The organism is Methylomonas sp. LL1, from assembly GCF_015711015.1.
Taxonomy (GTDB): domain Bacteria; phylum Pseudomonadota; class Gammaproteobacteria; order Methylococcales; family Methylomonadaceae; genus Methylomonas.
In genome coordinates this window covers 2,364,839-2,383,867 of sequence record NZ_CP064653.1, presented here as the reverse complement: position 1 = coordinate 2,383,867, position 19,029 = coordinate 2,364,839, and the positions used below count along the sequence as shown (strand labels likewise).

At 53.1% G+C, this 19,029-nt stretch carries 13 protein-coding genes; 7 read left to right on the top strand and 6 right to left on the bottom strand.

Translation table 11 applies throughout. The features are described from left to right. The first annotated feature begins 94 nt into the window (after window positions 1-94). From IVG45_RS11085 to IVG45_RS11060, 6 genes are all read left to right on the top strand, one after another. Window positions 95-1,489 (top strand): CmpA/NrtA family ABC transporter substrate-binding protein, encoded by a 1,395-nt coding sequence (locus IVG45_RS11085; RefSeq protein WP_196437860.1) that lies wholly within the window; start codon window positions 95-97, stop codon window positions 1,487-1,489. Window positions 1,490-1,719: 230 nt separating this feature from the next. After that, window positions 1,720-2,733, top strand: coding sequence for an ABC transporter permease (locus IVG45_RS11080; RefSeq protein WP_196437992.1), 1,014 nt, complete (start codon window positions 1,720-1,722; stop codon window positions 2,731-2,733). A 10-nt stretch (window positions 2,734-2,743) separates the two neighbouring features. Further along, window positions 2,744-4,507 carry an ABC transporter ATP-binding protein gene (locus IVG45_RS11075; protein WP_196437859.1) on the top strand — a complete coding sequence of 588 codons (1,764 nt, stop codon included), beginning with the start codon at window positions 2,744-2,746 and terminating at the stop codon, window positions 4,505-4,507. Window positions 4,508-4,624: 117 nt separating this feature from the next. Next, window positions 4,625-5,878 carry an alginate export family protein gene (locus IVG45_RS11070; RefSeq protein WP_196437858.1) on the top strand — a complete coding sequence of 418 codons (1,254 nt, stop codon included), beginning with the start codon at window positions 4,625-4,627 and terminating at the stop codon, window positions 5,876-5,878. Window positions 5,879-6,022: 144 nt separating this feature from the next. Next, complete coding sequence (locus IVG45_RS11065; protein WP_330165393.1) at window positions 6,023-7,243, top strand: NAD(P)/FAD-dependent oxidoreductase; 1,221 nt, start codon at window positions 6,023-6,025, stop codon at window positions 7,241-7,243. Window positions 7,244-7,253: 10 nt separating this feature from the next. After that, complete coding sequence (locus tag IVG45_RS11060) at window positions 7,254-9,947, top strand: nitrate reductase (RefSeq protein ID WP_196437857.1); 2,694 nt, start codon at window positions 7,254-7,256, stop codon at window positions 9,945-9,947. Window positions 9,948-10,003: 56 nt separating this feature from the next. Here the strand turns inward: IVG45_RS11060 and IVG45_RS11055 are convergent, their stop codons facing one another. The 6 genes from IVG45_RS11055 to nhaD form a co-directional block, all read right to left on the bottom strand. Continuing rightward, the gene (locus tag IVG45_RS11055) at window positions 10,004-10,783 is read right to left on the bottom strand and encodes an exodeoxyribonuclease III (protein WP_196437856.1); all 780 of its coding nucleotides are present in this window, start codon (window positions 10,781-10,783) and stop codon (window positions 10,004-10,006) included. A gap of 87 nt (window positions 10,784-10,870) precedes the next feature. Continuing rightward, a complete protein-coding gene (locus tag IVG45_RS11050) occupies window positions 10,871-12,328 on the bottom strand; it encodes a TrkH family potassium uptake protein (protein WP_196437855.1) in 1,458 nt (485 codons plus the stop codon). Window positions 12,329-12,625: 297 nt separating this feature from the next. Further along, window positions 12,626-13,966, bottom strand: coding sequence for a hemolysin family protein (locus tag IVG45_RS11045; protein WP_196437854.1), 1,341 nt, complete (start codon window positions 13,964-13,966; stop codon window positions 12,626-12,628). 289 nt (window positions 13,967-14,255) lie between these two features. Further along, window positions 14,256-14,840: a DedA family protein gene (locus IVG45_RS11040; protein WP_196437853.1), complete on the bottom strand. Its 585-nt coding sequence runs from the start codon at window positions 14,838-14,840 to the stop codon at window positions 14,256-14,258. A 99-nt stretch (window positions 14,841-14,939) separates the two neighbouring features. After that, window positions 14,940-15,128, bottom strand: a complete 189-nt coding sequence (locus IVG45_RS11035; RefSeq protein ID WP_196437852.1) for a Sec-independent protein translocase subunit TatA — start codon at window positions 15,126-15,128, stop codon at window positions 14,940-14,942. A 63-nt stretch (window positions 15,129-15,191) separates the two neighbouring features. Continuing rightward, window positions 15,192-16,637 carry a sodium:proton antiporter NhaD gene (gene nhaD / locus IVG45_RS11030; protein ID WP_196437851.1) on the bottom strand — a complete coding sequence of 482 codons (1,446 nt, stop codon included), beginning with the start codon at window positions 16,635-16,637 and terminating at the stop codon, window positions 15,192-15,194. A 472-nt stretch (window positions 16,638-17,109) separates the two neighbouring features. On the opposite strand from nhaD, the gene pgaB reads away from it, so the two are divergent. Then, window positions 17,110-19,029 carry a poly-beta-1,6-N-acetyl-D-glucosamine N-deacetylase PgaB gene (gene pgaB / locus IVG45_RS11025; protein ID WP_196437850.1) on the top strand — a complete coding sequence of 640 codons (1,920 nt, stop codon included), beginning with the start codon at window positions 17,110-17,112 and terminating at the stop codon, window positions 19,027-19,029.

The following is a 19,029-nucleotide window of genomic DNA, read 5'->3' as shown; positions in this document are numbered from 1 at the left end:
AGCAAACCGGACAAAGGCGTCTGTCGTGCATGGGGTTTACCCGTGTTACGGCGACGCCTTTTTTATTTTCCGCCGTTTTTGTTTAGGACTCATTATGAAAACCACTAATAGATCAACCTCGAAGAAACTGCTACTGACACTTTCGGCAACGTTGGTGATTGCCGGTCTGGGTTTGGCGCCTGCTGTGAATGCCGCAGGCAAACTGGAAAAAGAAGACTTGAAGTTCGGATTTATCAAATTGACCGATATGGCGCCGCTGGCGGTGGCGGCCGAGAAAGGTTTTTTCGAGGAAGAGGGGTTGTTTGTACAACTGGAAGCGCAGGCCAACTGGAAAGTAGTCATGGACCGGGTCGTCAGCGGTGAACTGGATGGTTCGCATATGCTGGCCCCGGCGCCGCTGGCTTCCAGCATCGGTTTCGGCACCAAGGCGGACGTCGTCACCGCATTCAGCATGGGTTTCAACGGTAATGCCATCACGGTTTCCAACGATATCTGGAAACAAATGAAAGTCAATATTCCTATGGAAGGCGGCAAGCCGGTGCATCCGATCAAGGCCGATGCGTTGAAACCGGTAGTGGGCAAATTCAAGGCCGAAGGCAAGCCGTTTAACATGGCGATGACCTTCCCGGCCGGCACCCATAACCTGAAACTGCGTTATTGGCTGGCCGCCGGTGGTATTAATCCCGGCTATTACGCGCCGCCCCAGGACATTTCCGGTCAAGTCAATGCAGAAGCCTTGCTGTCGGTGACGCCGCCGCCGCAAATGCCATCCACGCTGGAAGCCGGCACTATTTACGGCTATTGCGTCGGCGAACCCTGGAACCAACAAGCCGTGATCAAGGGTATCGGCGTGCCGGTGATCACCGACGAAGAATTGTGGAAAGACACGCCGGAAAAAGTGTTCGGAGTGACTAAAGAATGGGCGGATAAATATCCGAATACTCATCTGGCTGTGGTGAAAGCCCTGATCCGCGCCTCGATCTGGCTGGATGCGGAGAACAACAAGAACCGCAAGGAGGCCATCGAAATGCTGTCGCAAAGCCAATATGTCGGCGCCGATTCCGAGGTGTTGGGTAACAGTATGAACGGCACCTTCGAATACGAGAAGGGTGACAAGCGCGCGCTACCCGATTTCAATACTTTCTTTAGGCATGGCGCCAGTTACCCTTCCTATAGTAGCGCGGTCTGGTATTTAACTCAGATGCGCCGTTGGGGCCAGATCAATGAATTCAAACCGGACGACTGGTACCTGGAAACCGCTAAAAAAGTCTATCGTCCCGACATCTATCTGGCCGCCGCCAAGGAATTGGTCGCGGAAGGCAAGGCCAAGGCCGAGGACTTCCCGGCCGACACCGGCATCAAGCCGTCGCAAAATTTCTTCATCGACAAAATCCCGTTCGACGCCAGCAAGCCTAACGATTATCTGTCCAAGTTTCCGATTGGCTTGAAGGGTAAGCAGACGGTATCGGGCGGCAAGGTGGTTGAGTAACTAACACTGTGGTGGGTGCTCTCACAAGGAATGTGGTTTGGTGCAGGGATGCATCTTTTTTTGCGGACACTTTAATACCGGCGTTCAGCTATTTCTGGTTTCTGGTTCCCAAGCTCCGGCTTGGGAACCCAAGTCTAACGCAGACAGGAAGCTTGAGCTTCCAAGACCGACCGTTCCCAAGCCAGAGCTTGGGAACGAGAGACACGAGAGACAACAAAAAGGTAACGATGATGAGCAATAAACTAATCAAATTTTTTAACATCACCGGCCTGACCTGGTTTGTACCACTGGTCAAAATAGCCGCCGGCGAAAATCCTACCCAACAATTACGCCAGTTAGGCTTGATCATGGGCGTGCCCATCATCGCCTTCATGCTGTTCCTGGGATTGTGGAGCGTAACCGCGTCCCGCATCAATACCAGCTTGGGCACCATTCCCGGACCAGTTGCGGTTTGGCATGAGGCGGACGGTTTGATAGCCGAGCATTTCGCCGAAAAGGCCAAAATGGCTGAGTTTTACCAGCGCCAGGATATGCGTAACAAGGCAAAACTGGCCGAGGATCCGCAGGCTGAAATCAAATTCCGCCCTTACACCGGTAAACCGACCTATCTGGACCAGATCATCACCAGTCTGCATACCGTGTTTGCCGGATTCTTAATTGCGACCTTGCTGGCTGTCCCGCTGGGTATTCTGTGCGGCATGAGCCCCACGATCAATACCGCGATCAATCCGCTGATCCAGATTTTCAAACCGGTGTCGCCGCTGGCCTGGCTGCCTATCGTGACCTTGGTGGTTAGTGCGGTGTATGTTTCCACCGACGATTCCTGGTTCGCCAAATCGTTCATCACCTCGGCGGTCACCGTGACGCTGTGTTCCCTGTGGCCGACCCTGATCAATACTTCCGTCGGCGTGTCATCCATCGATAGGGATTTGGTCAATGTCGGCAAGGTACTGCGGCTGGATTGGTCGACCCAGATCAAACGTATCATTCTGCCATCGGCGTTACCGTATATTTTCACCGGCATGCGCTTGTCGCTTGGGGTGGGCTGGATGGTGCTGATCGCCGCCGAGATGCTGGCGCAAAACCCCGGTTTAGGCAAGTTCGTCTGGGACGAGTTTCAAAACGGCAGTTCCAATTCCCTGAGCCGGATCATGGTGGCGGTATTCACCATCGGCATCATCGGTTTCATTCTCGACCGGGTGATGCAGTCGCTGCAAACCGTATTTTCGTTCAGCAAAATTTGAGGCATAGCGTATGAATGCAGCAGCCCAGTTAAAAATCATCGATCTGGCGATCCGAAAGCAGACGCTTACCCCGTTGGCACCGGCCAATGATGCGCGGCAATCGTTAGTGAAATTGAACAATGTCTGTAAATCTTACGGCGAAGGCAAACACAGAACCTCCATCCTGAAAAACATCAATCTGGATGTCAAGGAAGGCGAATTTATTGCCATCGTCGGCTTTTCCGGCAGCGGCAAAACCACGCTGGTATCAATGATCGCCGGATTGATTCAGGCCGATAGCGGAGACTTGCTGAAACAAGGTCAACCTATCAGCCAGCCCGGACCGGATCGCGGCGTGGTGTTTCAAAATTATTCGCTGATGCCGTGGCTGACTGTGTACGAAAACGTGGCACTGGCGGTGGATGCGATATTTAAGGATTGGTCGCCCGAGCAACGCCGCGCGCATACCGAAAAATACGTGAATATGGTCAATTTGGGCCGGGCCATGGATAAAAAGCCGGCGGAACTGTCCGGCGGCATGCGCCAGCGGGTTAACGTGGCCCGCGCCTTGGCCGCCAATCCGGACATCCTGCTACTGGACGAACCTCTCAGCGCCCTGGATGCGTTGACCCGAGGCAACTTGCAGGACGAGATTCTACAAATCTGGGAGCAGGATAAGAAGACGGTCATATTGATTACCAACGATGTCGACGAAGCTATCTACATGGCCGACCGGGTGATTCCGCTCAATCCAGGCCCCGACGCCAGTTTTGGCCCTGATTTTGTCGTCAACCTGGAGCGGCCGCGCGACCGCGCCGCGCTCAACCATAACGAAGAATTCAAACGGCTGCGGGCCGAAATCACCCGTTATCTGATGAATATCGGCATGGAAAAGGCTCAAGCGGACATCAGCGACAAGGTCAAATTGCCGGATGTGCGGCCCAATACCAGTAACGACTGGAAGCTGGATACCTCGGCCCTGAAACCCAACCAGAGCGACCTGGGCAAACCGCGCTATCTGGAGTTCGCCAATCTGTCGAAAGTCTATCCGACCCCGGATGGTAACAGCACGATCAAGGTGGTGGACGGCTTCGACATGAAAATGAAGAAGGGCGAATTCATTTCCATCATCGGCCATTCCGGTTGCGGTAAATCCACGGTGTTGTCGATGACAGCCGGCCTGAATCAGATTTCCGAAGGCGGCATCATTCTCGACAACCGCGAAATCGACGGCGCCGGGCCGGATCGCGGCGTGGTGTTCCAGTCGCCCAGCCTGTTTCCGTGGTTGACCGCGTTTCAAAACGTCATGTTGGGGGTGGACAAAGTCTATCCGCATGCCTCGCAAGATGAGCGCGACGACATCGTCGAATACTATCTGACCCGGGTCGGTCTGGCCGATGCGATGTTCAAAAAGGCAGCCGACATGTCCAACGGCATGCGCCAACGGGTCGGCATCGCCCGCGCCTTTGCCTTGTCGCCCAAATTACTGCTGTTGGACGAACCGTTCGGCATGCTGGATTCGTTGACTCGTTGGGAGTTGCAGGAAGTATTGATGGAAGTCTGGGAGCGCACTCATGTCACCGCGATCGTGGTGACCCACGATGTCGACGAAGCCATCCTGCTGGCCGACCGGGTAGTGATGATGACCAACGGTCCGCACGCCAAAATCGGCAAGATTCAGGAAATCGATTTGCCCCGGCCGCGCACCCGTAAGGCACTATTGGAGCATCCCGATTATTACCGTTACCGCGAGAGTTTGCTGACCTTTTTGTCGGAGTGTGACCACACGCATTAACCTAAAACAACATTTTTCTTAATTGTTCGGCATTGAGTGGTTTGGATGATTTTAGAGAATTCGACCCTACAACGAAACTCGCTGAATAGTTGTAATTTTTCTTGCAAAGGGGGCTTTATGCCAAATGACACAGCAGTACCTTCCAAACGATCGATGACGGCGACGCTATTGATGCTGTCGCTTACCAGTCTCACGGCGCGGGCCGATTTAACCAAGGACATTGAAGACGCCTTGAATTTTTATCATTACGGCAATAACGGCGCGGTGAAAATGGATTTGAACTATCGCTGGGAAAATGTCGACCGCGATGCCGGTACCGACCGGACTGCCAATGCCAACACCGCTCGTTTGCGGCTGGGTTTGCTGTCCCCCACGCTTTACGACTTGCAGGCTTATGCCGAATACGAGGGACTGTATGCTTTGCAGGAAGATTACAACAGTACCCGCAATGGCCGAACTCAATATTCCACCGTGGTCGATCCGGATGCCAGCGAATTAAACCAGTTCTGGCTCAGTTATAAAGGTATTCCCGACACCCTGGTCAAGGTCGGCCGGCAACGGATCAAATTCGACGACGACCGCTTCATCGGCAACGTCGGTTGGCGGCAAATGGAAATGACTTTCGACTCGGTACTGTTCACCCACAAAAATCAAACCCTGTTCGGGTTGACGGTCAACGCCGGCTATATCGATAGCGCCCGCACCATCGCCAATACCAAGGAATCGATGAACTCGCCGATTCTGAACCTGAATTACAAGGTCGGCGATTGGGGCAATCTGATCGGTTACGGCTATTGGCTCGATTACCGCGAAGCTGAAAATTATGCCAAGTCTTCGCAGACTTACGGTTTGCGTTTCGACGGCAAGTCGCCGCAATTTTTCGATACCGTCAATGCCATCTACACCGCCGAATGGAGTAAGCAATCCGATTATGGCGACAACCCGAATCATTACCAGGCCGACCGGATTAATCTGATGGCGGGCGCCACGGCCTACAACCTGACCTTGTCGGGTGCGGTAGAGCAACTCAACGGTTACGGCAACGGCAAAACCTTCCAAACCCCATTGGGAACCAACCATGCGTTTCAGGGTTGGGCGGATTTGTTTCTAGTGACGCCGCCTAATGGTATCCGTGATGTGTTCGCCACCGCAAGCTACAAGATGATGAACGACAGTTTGATCGTGACCGGGGTGTATCACGACTTTAGCGATGATGCCGGTACCGCGCGATACGGTAAGGAATGGGATTTTTCGGTGTTGAAGAAGTTCGGCAAGCATTACTCATTGTTGGCGAAATACGCCAATTACAACGCGGATACGTTCGGGACCGATACGCAGAAAATTTGGTTACAGGCGAATGTGAGTTTTTAGGTTGTGTTGGTTGGATTTGACGTCGCCTGAGTTTGTGTCGCTATCGCGCCGCTGATTTTAATGCCGGTTTCCGCCCGCCGGTGCGAGAACCGACTTCTGAATAATCGGTCGCGATAGCGACACAATATTATCAACGAGCAGAACATGATGAAACCAAAACTCGTCGTCATCGGCAACGGTATGGCCGGCATGCGCACTGTTGACGAATTGATTCAAATCGCGCCGGACAAATACCAGATTACCGTGTTCGGCGCCGAGCCTCACGGTAATTACAACCGCATCATGCTGACGCCGGTATTGTTCGGCGCCAAAAGCATCAGCGACATCATGATCCACGATTTTGCCTGGTACCGGCGCAACCGGATTACCCTGCATTGCGGCGCGGACAAAACCGTGGTCGATGTGGATAGAGTCAATCGCCGGGTATTCGCCAAGGACGGTACTTCGGTCGAATACGACCGTTTGTTGATAGCGACCGGTTCGTTGCCGTTGATGCTGGATATTCCGGGCCGCGATCTGGATGGGGTGATGGGGTTTAGGGATATTGCCGATGTCGAAACCATGATAGAAAAAGCCAAGGTCAAGCAACACGCGGTGATTCTGGGCGGCGGATTGCTGGGACTGGAAGCGGCCAACGGTTTGATGCAACGCGGCATGCAAGTCACGCTGGTCAACCGGGCCGGGCATTTGCTGAACAGGCAACTGGACAGCCAAGCCGCCGGTTTTTTACAGCGGCAATTGGAAAGCAAGGGCATGGCCTTTAGGCTGGGTGTGACGGTTGCCGAGGCTATCGGCCAAGACCGCCATATCGGCAACGTACGCCTGAGCGACAACAGCCTGTTACCGGCCGATATTCTGGTGATGGCCACCGGCATTCAACCCAACATCCGGCTGGGTCTGGACATTGGTTTGAGCTGCGAACGCGGCATCATCGTCAACGACAGTCTGCAAACCAGTGATCAAACTATTTATGCGGTCGGCGAATGCGTGCAGCATCGCGGCGAAGTGTTTGGCTTGGTGGCGCCGGTGTACGAACAAGCCAAGGTCTGTGCGCAACAACTGGCGGGACACTCGGCCGCCGCTTACCGGACCTTACTGTCCGCGACCATGCTGAAAGTCACAGGCATCGATTTGTTTTCGATCGGCGATTTCGAGGGAGACGCCGGTTGTCAGCAACAGGTTCTGGTCGATCATGCGCTGGGTGTTTACCGCAAAATTATTCTAAAAAACAATGTGATCGTCGGCATGATTATGTACGGCGACACCAGCGACAGCGCTTGGTATTTGAATCTGATCAAGAACAAAATCAATATCGCCGCCATCCGCGATCGGCTGATTTTCACGCCGGTCGAGTTGGCCGCCTGAGGAACCCAGTATGTATCCGCCCAGCATCAAAACCACCTGCCCATACTGTGGCGTCGGTTGCGGTATCGAAGCGACCGTGATCGACGCCGAGCGGCATATCGTCGGCATCAAGGGCGATGCCCAGCATCCGTCCAATTTCGGCCGATTGTGTTCGAAGGGCACCACGCTAGGCGATACGGTCAGTCTGGAAAATCGTCTGCTGTATCCGGAAATCAATGGCCGGCGTTGCGATTGGGATAGCGCGTTGAATCATGTGGCCGAAAAGTTTAGCCACATCATCGCCGAGCATGGGCCGGATGCGGTAGCGTTTTATGTGTCGGGCCAGCTGTTGACGGAGGATTATTATGTCGCCAACAAACTGATGAAAGGCTTCATCGGCTCGGCCAATATCGATACCAATTCCAGATTGTGCATGTCGTCGGCGGTGGTGGGCTACAAGCGCGCCTTCGGGGCCGATGCGGTGCCGTGCAATTACGAAGATTTGGAACAAACCGATTTGATCGTGTTGGTCGGTTCCAATACCGCCTGGTGCCACCCGATTGCCTTTCAGCGCATGCGCCGAGCCAAGGAGCAAAATCCAGGCTTAAAAATCGTGGTAATCGATCCGCGCGCGACCAGCACCTGCGATATTGCCGACCTGCATTTGCCGATCAAGCCCGGCATGGATGGGTTGTTGTTCAATGGTTTGCTGGCGTATCTGGCCGAGACCGAATCGCTGAATCAAGACTTTATCGATAACCATTGCGAAGGCTTTGCCGAAAGCCTGGCGATGGCGCGGGCCAGTGCCGGCGACTTTGATCAGCTGCTGGCCGGTTGCGGCTTGGCCGCGGCCGATTTAGCGCAACTGTTTGTCTGGTTTGCCAGTTCTAATAAAGTGGTGACCGTCTATTCGCAAGGCATCAACCAATCCAGCTCCGGATCGGATAAATGCAACGCCATCATCAATTGCCATCTGGCTACCGGCAAGATCGGCAAGCCGGGCTGCGGCCCGTTTTCGTTTACCGGCCAACCCAATGCGATGGGCGGGCGAGAAGTCGGCGGCTTGGCCAATATGCTGGCGGCGCATATGGATCTGGAAAATCCGGAGCATGTCGACAGGGTCGGGCGATTTTGGGGTAGTCAGCGAATCGCCAATCGGCAGGGTTTGAAGGCGGTGGAGCTATTCGATGCCATCGCCGACGGCACGGTCAAGGCGGTCTGGATCATCGCCACCAATCCGGTGGTATCAATGCCGGATGCCGATAAAGTCAAGCGCGCCTTGCAACAATGCGACTTCGTGGTGGTGTCCGATTGTATCGCCCGGACCGATACAGTCGAGCTGGCGCACGTCAAGTTGCCGGCCGTCGGTTGGAGCGAAAAAGACGGCACCGTCACCAATCTGGAGCGTCGAATCTCCCGGCAACGGCCACTGTTTGCCCCGGCCGGCGAGGCCAGGCCCGACTGGTGGATCATCTCTCAGGTAGCCCGGCGCATGGGGTTTGCCGGATTTGGTTATCAAAGCAGCGCCGATATTTTTCGGGAGCACGCGGCCTTGTCCGGCTTTGAAAATGACGCCGAGCATGAGTTGCGCGATTTCGATATTTCAGCTTATGCCGACATCGATCAAGACCGATTCGATAGCTTGCAACCGGTGCAATGGCCGGTGACAGCCGCCGCAAGCGGCGGTACCGCGCGATTGTTCGGCGATGGCCGGTTTTATACCAACAGCGGCAAGGCCCGCTTCATCGCGGTCGGTCCGCGAGGGCCGCTGTTTCCGGTCGATGCCGAATATCCGTTTACCCTGAATACCGGTCGCCTGCGCGATCAATGGCACACCATGACCCGCACCGGATTGGCGGCCAAGTTGAATAGCCATAGGCCGGAGCCAACGGTGGAAATTCATCCCGAGGATGCGTTTCGATTACGCCTGCAACCGGCTGGTTTGGCGCTGCTGACTAGCCGGTGGGGCAACATGCTGGCCAGGGTGGACATTACCTTGTCGCAACAACCCGGCAATTTATTCGTGCCCATGCATTGGAGCGGGCAACTCAGCAGCAGGGGTAGGGTAGGCGCCTTGGTGAATCCGGTGGTCGATTCTCTGTCCGGCCAGCCGGAAAGCAAGCAGACCCCGGTCACTATCGAACCCTGGCCGGCAGCCTGGCAGGCGTTGGTGCTGTCGCGACAAGCTTTGGATATTGATGGTTGCGAATATCAGGTCAAAATCAAGGGTGATGGTTTTTGGCGTTATCAGTTGGCCGGCCGGGCTGCAATCGACGATTTGCCGCATTGGAGCCGGAACATAATGGCCGGCGGCCGGCAGGATCAAGACAACTGCCTGGAATACCGGGACATCGAGGCCGGCGATTATCGGTTGGCGCAACTCGATGATCAGTGCTTGTCGGCGTGCGTGTTCATCAGCGCCAAGGCTGTGTTACCGGATCCGGGCTGGTTGGGTAGCCTGTTTGCAAAACCGGGATTAAATCGCAGGGAGCGCCTGAGCTTGCTCAGCGGCTTACCGCCGCAAGGCGAACAAGATGTTGGCCGCACCGTATGTTCTTGTTTCAACGTCGGCGAAAACACCATACTGAATGCGATCAAAACCCGTAACCTAAATAGTGTCGCCGGCATCGGCGAATGTTTAAGCGCCGGTACCGGCTGCGGCTCCTGTTTACCGGAGCTGAAAAGCTTGTTGCCTAAGGCTTGTCAAACCTTGGTTGAAGGTTAGGCTGGCGTTCAGCCGGAAAACCTAGCCTAATTGATTCTATTCGACCGATTAGCTGATCAAAATCCCTGGGCATAGTCGATGATCAACGGGGCATGATCGCTGAAGCGCTGGTCTTTATACACCCGCGTGGATTGCGCCGTGCCGGCCAGGTTTGGCGTCGCGATTTGGTAATCGATGCGCCAGCCCACATTCTTGGCCCAGGCCTGGCCTCGGTTGCTCCACCAAGTGTAACAAGCATCGGTTGCGTCAGGATGCAGGCGGCGATAGACGTCCACCCAGCCTTGATCGTTTAGCACTTGGCCGAACCAGGCCCTTTCCTCCGGTAAAAAGCCGGAGTTTTTTTGATTGCCGCGCCAGTTTTTCAAATCGGCCTGCTGATGGGCGATGTTCCAGTCGCCGCAGATCACCACTTCGCGGCCGCTGGCCTTCAAGGCCGACAGATGCGGATAAAACCGCTGCATCACGCTGAATTTCACGGCTTGCCTATCCTCGCCGCTGGAGCCGGATGGCAGGTACAACGAAATCACCGATAAGTTGCCGAACCGCGCCTCCAAATAACGTCCCTCGGCGTCGATGTCATCATGTCCCAAGCCTTCGATGACCTCATCGGCCGGGCGTTTGCTGTATATGCCGACCCCGCTGTAGCCTTTCTTTTCAGCGTAATGAAAATAGCCGCTGTAACCGTCCGGATTCAGCATTTGTTCGGTCATATTGGCGGCTTGGGCCTTGATCTCCTGCAGGCAGACCAGGTCGGCCTGTTGTTCGGCCAGCCAGTGGTAAAAACCTTTACTCGCCGCCGAGCGGATACCGTTGAGATTGAGCGAAATGATGCGCATGGGTGATTGGAACGGACTGGATCAAATGGGAGTATGGTTTTTTGAAATCAATTTCGGAAAGTTTGTCCAATCATATTTAAGCAACGTCTAACTTCTCCAGAAAGCCGGCGTAAACAGTACGATTAAGGTAAACACTTCCAGCCGGCCCAACAGCATGGCGATCGAACAAATCCAGGTTTGAAAATCGCTCAGGCTGGCGTAATTAGTCGCAGGGCCGACTTGATGCAGACCGGGGCCGGCATTGTTGATGCAAGCGATGATGGCGCTGAGGGCTGAAATCGGCTCGAGACCGGCAAAGATCAGCGAAAAGGTCAAAACCACCACTGAAATAAAATACAGAAAAATAAAGGCCAACACCGCGAAGATGACCTTGTTGGCGATCGGTGTGTTGCCGATCCGGATTGGGTTGATGGCGCGCGGATGCAGGATGCTGAACATTTCCCGGCCGGCTTGTTTCCAAAGCAGCAATGTACGGAACATCTTGATGCCGCCGCCGGTGGAGCCGGTACAGACGGTGATGCAGCTCAGGTACAGCATCCACCACGGTACAAAGGGCGGCCACTGGTCGTAATCGACACTGACAAAACCGCAATCGGTGGCGATCGAGACCAAGTTGAAGGTCACATGGCGCAAGCCGACGAAAAAGTCGGGATAGATGTCGAAATGCCACAGATAACCGGCGCAGAGCAAAATACTGGAGGAAATCAAGGCCAACATCGGCATGGTTTCCGGGTCGGCCAGATGCGGTTTCAGGCTGCGCTGATGTAGAACCGTGTAGTGGGTGGCAAAATTCATCGCCGAAATCAGCATGAACACGGTCAACACCAGCTCGATCGCGGCCGAATCGAAATAGCCAACGCTGGCGTCGTGAGTGGAAAAACCGCCCAGGCCCAGGGTAGCGAAGGCATGGCAGATGGCATCGAACCAGCCCATGCCGGCCAGCTTCAAGCATAGGATGCAGGCCAAGGTAATACCGGCATAGACCAGCCACAGCAGGCGGGCGGTTTCGGTAATGCGCGGGGTGATTTTGCTGTCCTTGACCGGGCCGGCGATTTCGGCTTTATAGAGCTGCATGCCGCCGACGCCGAGCAGCGGCAGCACGGCTACCGCCAGTACGATGATACCCAAGCCGCCTATCCAGTTCAGTTCATGACGCCATAAATTCAGGGAGGGGGCTAATTGATCCAGTCCGACTAGAATGGTGGCACCGGTGGTGGTGAAACCGGAGATGGTCTCGAAAAACGCGTCTGTAAACGACAAGCCGGGTATGCCCCAGAGCAGGGGTAAAGTGGCGGCCGACGCCATCAGCACCCAAAAGAACGCCACCAACAGATAGCCGTCCCGGTTTTTCAACTCGCCGCGAAAACGCATGGTGGTACCGGCCAGAATCCCGCCCACGCCGATATTGATGGACATGCCGTCGACAAAATAGTTGACCATGCCATCGTTAAAATACAACGAGGCGACAATAGGGAATGCATAGGTCAGGCCGAACACCATCAAAATCAGGCCAAGGACAAAGACAAGCGTACAAAAACGGTGCATCGGTTGCCGGAGTGAAAGTGGGAAGGGCGGGGCTATTATGCGCTGAAATTAGACTTGACCGAGGAGTTCGGTTTTGCCGAGGACGTAGATGGCGTTGGGGTGGCCAAGGGTTCCGGATTTGTCATGCGCGTAGCCAACAGTCATTCATGTTTGATCAGGGCAGATAAATATAAACAATACGGTCTAAAAATTTTGTAAAAATTTACGGTTCGCCGGTAAAAAAATATAAAAAACCGGCGAATGTTCTCGAGTATGTCACCTTGGTGGGGGAGCTATTTGAGACCAGCTAGGCTCGAATCAGCTGCGGTCGGTTGGCTCGGCGCCGTTGGTGGGCTTGCTTCTGACTTTCACCCATTCGATGCGGGCACCGTTCATCGAGGTCACGGTGATGTCGAACTCATCGAATGATACGGTTTCGTTTTCTTCCGGAATGTCGCGCAATTGAGCCAACACCAAGCCGCCGACCGAATCGACATCTTCCATGTCCAGTTCTTCGTTTTCGATGTCGATACCCAGCACGCGCTCCAACGAAAAGATCGGCAGGCTGCCCTTGCCGAGTAACGAGCCGTCTTCCAGCGTTTGCCAGCCGGTATCACATGGGCGGAATTCGTCGTGAATATCGCCGACCAAGGCCGACAGTAAATTGTCCAAGGTGATGAAGCCGCGCGGCTTTTGTCCTTGCAAGCCGATCACGGCAAAATGCGGCGAACCTTGGTTGAATTGGCGGAACAATTCAACCGCCGGCATATGCGACGGGATGTATTGAATCGGACGCAAATAAGTTTCCAGATCCTTGATGCCCCCATCTTGCTGCAAGCCGAAAAACAGATCCTTCAGATGTATCACCCCCAGTACGTCGGTGCCGTTGCTGTCGAAATAGGGGTAGCGGCTGAAACGGCTGTTAAATACCGTCAGCAGGTTTTCTTGCAAGCTGCAATTGCGGTAAAGCGCGGTGATTTCATGGATGGGCCGCATCAATTCCGAAACTTCCAGTTTGTTGAAGTCGAGCGCCTTGGCCAGTACGTTCCATTCCTCATCGTTGAAGCGTTCGCTGGGCCGGCTGGAACGCAAAATGAGTTTGAGTTCTTCGGTCGAATAATGCGTGTCGTGGCCATGCTGGTAGGAAAGGCCGGCGATGCGCAGCACCAGATTGGCGCTACCGTTCAACAGCCAAATGGCTGGGTACATCAACCAATAGAACAGGTAAAGCGGTCCGGCGCTAAACAAGCCGACGGCTTCTGGATTGCGGATCGCCATCGATTTGGGGGCTTGTTCGCCGACCACGATATGCAAAAACGAGATGGTGCAAAAGGCGAAAGCAAATGAAACGTTGTGGATCAACTCGGGCGAGGTGATGCCCATTTTGGCAAACAATGGATCAAGCAGCTCGGCAAAGGCCGGTTCGCCGATCCAGCCAAGACCCAATGAAGCCAACGTGATACCGAGTTGGCAGGCCGAAAGATAAACATCCAACTGGCTGTGAACCTTGGCCAGGAGCCGCCCGCGCCAACCCTTGGATTGGGCGATGGCTTTGATGCGGGTTTGCCGCAGTTTGACCAGGCTAAACTCAAGCGCGACAAAGAAACCGTTTAAAAACACCAGCAGCAGAGCGCCGGCAACCAAAAAAAGTGTACTCATGAAATAAAAAACAAATTTATGTAAACCGGGAACAAATAAGTTCTCGATGGACTGTGTGGCAGGTGCTTTAGCGGCGACCGAAGGCTTATCGTCGCGGCTAAAGCATCGGCGCCTGCCATGGGCGATGGGGAAAAATAGGTGGTTATTGCCGGCCGAAGCTCGAGTGGTTTGCGATAGGCTCGATTCCTCCGGGTTGCCGTTAACCGATGCGGCAAGCGTTTCGATGCTTTGATCGCGGTCGAATTTCGGTAATCCTTGCCAAAATCGGGTCGCGAAATACACTCCATCATCAAGATTCGGTCAGGTTCTTTTTGTTGCGTTCTTGTCTGGCGTTATGGGTCGAGCGCCAAAATAGCAGCAGGCCTATTACGATCAGGCCGACCAGGAAGTGAATTTCATATTGTTTGATTTCGCCCAGAATAGATTGAGCGATGTCGCCAAATTCATAGCCTAGATAGCCAACCGCTATCGCCCAGATCAAAGCCCCCAGGAAATTCAATATGAAAAACTTGACCGGATGCATGCGGCTGGCGCCTATCACAAAAGGCGTCACATTGCGGACACCGTATAGAAAGCGAAAACCCAGCACGACCTTGATTTGATGCCTATGCAATAGGTCGAACACTTTATCGGTTTTACTGTGCCAGAGAGGACGTTTTTCCAGAAAGCGGATGCCCTTGAAACGGCCCAGATAAAAAAAGGTTTGATCGCCGGCGAATGTGCCGAGAAAAGCGGCTGAAATTACCCAGGGTAGTTGCAAATATCCGCTATGGGCTAGAAATCCCGCGATTACCAGTATTGTTTCGCCTTCCAAAAAGGTGCCGATGAACAAGGCCAAGTAGCCATAATCGATAATGAGTTGTTCTAAATCCATTGCATGGGGTGTGGGTGATAGTGAAATGCCCGCCAGTTTTCTATTAAAGCACAAAGGCAATAGCAGCGGGCGCGATTCGGTATTTTACAGCCCATGGCTTTAATGTGGGGCATTATCTTTATCGGTCGGCAATGAAGCGTTGTCGTTTGCTTCACTTTCCTTGATGGCTTTACGAAAGCCCTTGATGGCGCCGCCAAGGTCCTCGCCTATGTTTTTCAAACGCTTGGTGCCAAACACTAAGATAGCAATCGCCAGTACCACTAATAGATGCGGAAGACTAAAACCCATGATAACTCCTCGTTTATTTCAGTGTTTGCTCGGTAAAAAACCATTGCCGGCTAAACAGTTTGCTTAAAAATAATGGCCATTCAGCAGGAAGTGAACGCCTATGCTGCCGAAAAAACCCAGTAAAATTACCGGCATCCATTTTAAATGAACGCCAAAGGTGTAGATGCCCTTGGTTTGGCCCATTAAACCGACCCCGGCCGCGGAACCTATAGCCAGCAGACTGCCTCCCACCCCGGCTGTCAGCGTGACCAGCAGCCACTGGCCTTGCGAAATCTCGGGGTGCATGGTTAGCACCGCGTACATGATAGTACCGTTATCGATAAAAGCGGACAGAATTCCGACCAGAATATTGGCGATGGTCGGGTCCATGCCAACATAAAGTACGTCGGATGCCAGGGTCAGATAACCGATGAAACTCAAACCGCCGACGCTGACCATGACGCCATAGAAAAACAACAAAGTATCCCATTCCAGATCGGCCACGCTTTTAAAGACATCGAATTTATGGCTTTTGTTCCGTTCCGGCAATTCGACGTCGAACAATTTGTAAACGTGAGCAAAATCGCTGGTCTCGGGCTTGGATTCGGTCTTTTGCAGATAAAAGCCCAAGAATTTCAGATAGGTCAATCCGGCCAGCATGCCGGCTGCGGGCGGGAGTTCCAGAAAGTTTTCAAAGCAAATAGCGGTAATGATGGTCAATAGAAACAGCACGATCATGGTCAATGCGCCGCGTTTCATGGTGGGCGCCTTGCCGACGGCCGCCGGTTGCGACTTTGGAATCCAGAAATACATGATAGAGGCCGGGAGTACGAAATTGACCACGGCCGGGATGAATAACGAATAAAAATCGGCGAATGGCACCATGCCGCTTTGCCAGACCAGCAGCGTTGTAATATCGCCGAACGGGCTAAAGGAGCCGCCGGCATTGGTGGCAACCACGATATTGATGCAGGCAACGCTTAAAAATTGGCGATTGTGCTTGCCCATGGTCATGATGACCGCTCCCATCAACAAGGCCGTGGTCAGGTTGTTGCAAACGGAGGACAAGCCAAACGACATGATCCCGGTAATCCAGAACAACTTGCGATAGCTAAAACCCTTGCTCAACAGCCAGACCCGTAGGTTGTTGAATACACCGCGGTCTTCCATCGCATTCAGATAAGCCATGGATACCATGATGAACAAAAATAGCTCCGCATAGCTTTCAAGCGCCGCTCGGAAAGCAGTACCGGCCTGTTCACCCATTCCGCCCGACACATAGATGCCGGCGATAAAAGCCCAGATCAAACTGGCGGCCAGTACCATCGGTTTGGATTTATTCAGTTCGGTGACTTCCTCGATCATGGCCAGGATGTAGGCGATCGTAAAAATAACGATTGCCAAATAGCCTACCCAGTGATGGGTCAGGTCCAGCCGTTCCGGCTGCACAGAGGCTTCGGCGCCGAATACAAAGTTGGGGAGGACGAATAATGCAAGAGTAAGCAAGAATTTAGAGCGGATGATTTCCATATGGGCAGATATAAGTAAAGGTGGAACGCCCAATCGTCCATGGTCGGAACCTTGGTTTGTGCAGGTTACGAAACGATATGAGTCCTGTCTCGACATGGGCTAATTTTAACGCCTTCGACGGCAAAAAAGTAATCTTCAATTCAAGCTAGTCATATTTGCCGGGTTGCGACATGCTTAAGTACGCTGGGGGTATTGGCAAGGCGATCTGTTTTTGAGATGGGCTCAGGCGCCGATTCAATGTCGGCTGTCGGCGGTTTTGGACTAACATGTCCGCAAGGGCTTGGCGTATCCGCTTGAATCAGTTGCCTCACATGCTTGAATTTAATTCGACACCTAGTCCAGGGGTTATTGAGCGAATCCGGCGTGGGTTATCGATTTAAAATTTAATGGATTAGAGTAAAATGCCCGGCCCTGTCGGGCTCGTTGCCAACCTCGCTGTTGGTTTTTCACCATCCGCTCTTCCCATCCCTAAATGACTATATTTGCCTTATTGCGTTTAATTGTGGTGCTTGCTTGTTTGACTGTTTCGCCACTCGTGGCTGCCAATGGCTCCAATGCCGGGTTTTTGGTATTGAACTATCACGATATTTTGGAAGAAGAAGAAAAAATACCGCCATTCGACCGCATCGCGGTCAATAAGCAGCATCTGGAGCAACATTTCGCCTGGCTGAAAAAGAACGACTACCACGTGATCAGTATTCAAGATTTGGTGGATGCGGTGAAGGGCGAAAAATCATTGCCCGGCAAGGCGGTCTTATTAACCTTCGATGACGGTTATCTGAGTTTTTACACCCGCGCCTTGCCTTTATTGAAAAAGTATAAATACCCGGCCACGCTTGCCGTGGTCGGTTCGTGGCTGGAGGGGGAAAACACCAAAGGCGTTAAACCCTTGATGTCGGTTGCTCAAATTCAAGAAGTCATGGCCAGTGGCTTGGTTGAAATCGCTTCCCATACCCATGATCTGCATCATGGCATAACAGCCAATCCGCAAGGCACCGAGCATAGCGCCGTGACCGCGCGCTTATATAGCAGCGAATACGAAGAATACGAAAAAGACGAGGATTACCGTGGCCGAATTTTCAAGGAAATCGAAAAAAGCTCGGAACGCTTGTTTCAGTTGCTGGGCATCCGGCCCCGGGTAATGGTTTGGCCTTATGGCGAATATAATACGATTGCCTTGGAAGCGGCTAAGCAATATGGCATGCCGCTCACCATGGGGTTAAGCGATGGCGTCAATAGCCTGGCCGACGTGGGCGTGATGAAGCGCTTGATGATCACCGATGACATCAACGGGAAGCAATTCGCCGAGGTGGTCAAGAATCAGCGTAGCGACTTAACATTACGCGTGGCACATGTCGACATGGATTATATTTATGACGAGGACGAAGAACAGACTACCCGTAATCTGAGCGCATTACTCGAACGTATCAAGGCCAGCGGCGCCAACACGGTATTTCTACAGGCTTATTCCGACCCGGACGGGGATGGCAATGCCGATGAACTGTATTTTCCGAATCGGCATTTGCCGGTGCGGCGCGACATGTTCAATCACGTCGCCTCGCAGTTACATACTAAGGCTAGCGTCAAAGTGTATGCCTGGATGCCGATCTTGGCTTACAAAGCCGATGTGCCGTTAAAATGGTTTGTAAAGGAATGGCGCGACGGTGGGCCGCAATTATCCAGACACATTTACACCCGGTTATCCCCCTTTAATCCGGAAGCCAGACAGTATATTGCTGAAATTTACGAGGACTTGGCTAAATACTGCGATTTCAACGGCATTCTGTTTCACGATGACGGCATTCTATCTAATTTCGAGGATGTTTCTCCGCTGGCGATGGAGATGACTCATAAGGTTTGGGGCTTGCCGGCCGAGTTCGAGGCCATTCATGCCTCGCCTGAATTGAGCCTGCGCTGGGCCCAGCACAAAACCGAACTGTTGGGGCAATTTACCGATTACCTGGCCGACAGGGTCAGGTTTTACCGGCCTTATATTAAAACCGCCCGTAATTTCTACGCATTGCCCTTATTGGAACCCTATAGCGAAGAGTGGTATGCCCAATCTTTCCCGGCTTATTTAAAACATTACGACTACGTCGCGATCGAAGCCATGCCGTTCATGGAAAAAGCGGATCATCCTAAACAGTGGCTGACCGAACTGGTTCAAAAAACCGCCAAATATCCGGATGGCCTCAAAAAAATGCTGTTCGAGTTGCAAGCAGTCGATTGGAACAAAAAACAAGACGTTCCAATGCCTATTTTCACCGAGCAATTTAATTTGCTGAAAAAATTGGGCGCTAAACATATCGGTTATTACCCCGATAACGTGCATCACGATCACCCAAAACTGGAAGAGTTGAAAAAGTTTTTCCCGGCAACTAAACCGGAATGA

Bases quoted from the DNA above. Each gene is read 5' to 3' on its own strand.
- IVG45_RS11040 (WP_196437853.1), bottom strand. From the start codon at position 14,840: ATGGATTTAGAACAACTCATTATCGATTATGGCTACTTGGCCTTGTTC.
- IVG45_RS11035 (WP_196437852.1), bottom strand. From the start codon at position 15,128: ATGGGTTTTAGTCTTCCGCATCTATTAGTGGTACTGGCGATTGCTATC.
- IVG45_RS11045 (WP_196437854.1), bottom strand. From the start codon at position 13,966: ATGAGTACACTTTTTTTGGTTGCCGGCGCTCTGCTGCTGGTGTTTTTA.
- IVG45_RS11065 (WP_330165393.1), top strand. From the start codon at position 6,023: ATGATGAAACCAAAACTCGTCGTCATCGGCAACGGTATGGCCGGCATG.
- IVG45_RS11050 (WP_196437855.1), bottom strand. From the start codon at position 12,328: ATGCACCGTTTTTGTACGCTTGTCTTTGTCCTTGGCCTGATTTTGATG.
- IVG45_RS11070 (WP_196437858.1), top strand. From the start codon at position 4,625: ATGCCAAATGACACAGCAGTACCTTCCAAACGATCGATGACGGCGACG.
- IVG45_RS11055 (WP_196437856.1), bottom strand. From the start codon at position 10,783: ATGCGCATCATTTCGCTCAATCTCAACGGTATCCGCTCGGCGGCGAGT.
- IVG45_RS11060 (WP_196437857.1), top strand. From the start codon at position 7,254: ATGTATCCGCCCAGCATCAAAACCACCTGCCCATACTGTGGCGTCGGT.
- IVG45_RS11080 (WP_196437992.1), top strand. From the start codon at position 1,720: ATGAGCAATAAACTAATCAAATTTTTTAACATCACCGGCCTGACCTGG.
- nhaD (WP_196437851.1), bottom strand. From the start codon at position 16,637: ATGGAAATCATCCGCTCTAAATTCTTGCTTACTCTTGCATTATTCGTC.
- IVG45_RS11085 (WP_196437860.1), top strand. From the start codon at position 95: ATGAAAACCACTAATAGATCAACCTCGAAGAAACTGCTACTGACACTT.
- IVG45_RS11075 (WP_196437859.1), top strand. From the start codon at position 2,744: ATGAATGCAGCAGCCCAGTTAAAAATCATCGATCTGGCGATCCGAAAG.
- pgaB (WP_196437850.1), top strand. From the start codon at position 17,110: ATGACTATATTTGCCTTATTGCGTTTAATTGTGGTGCTTGCTTGTTTG.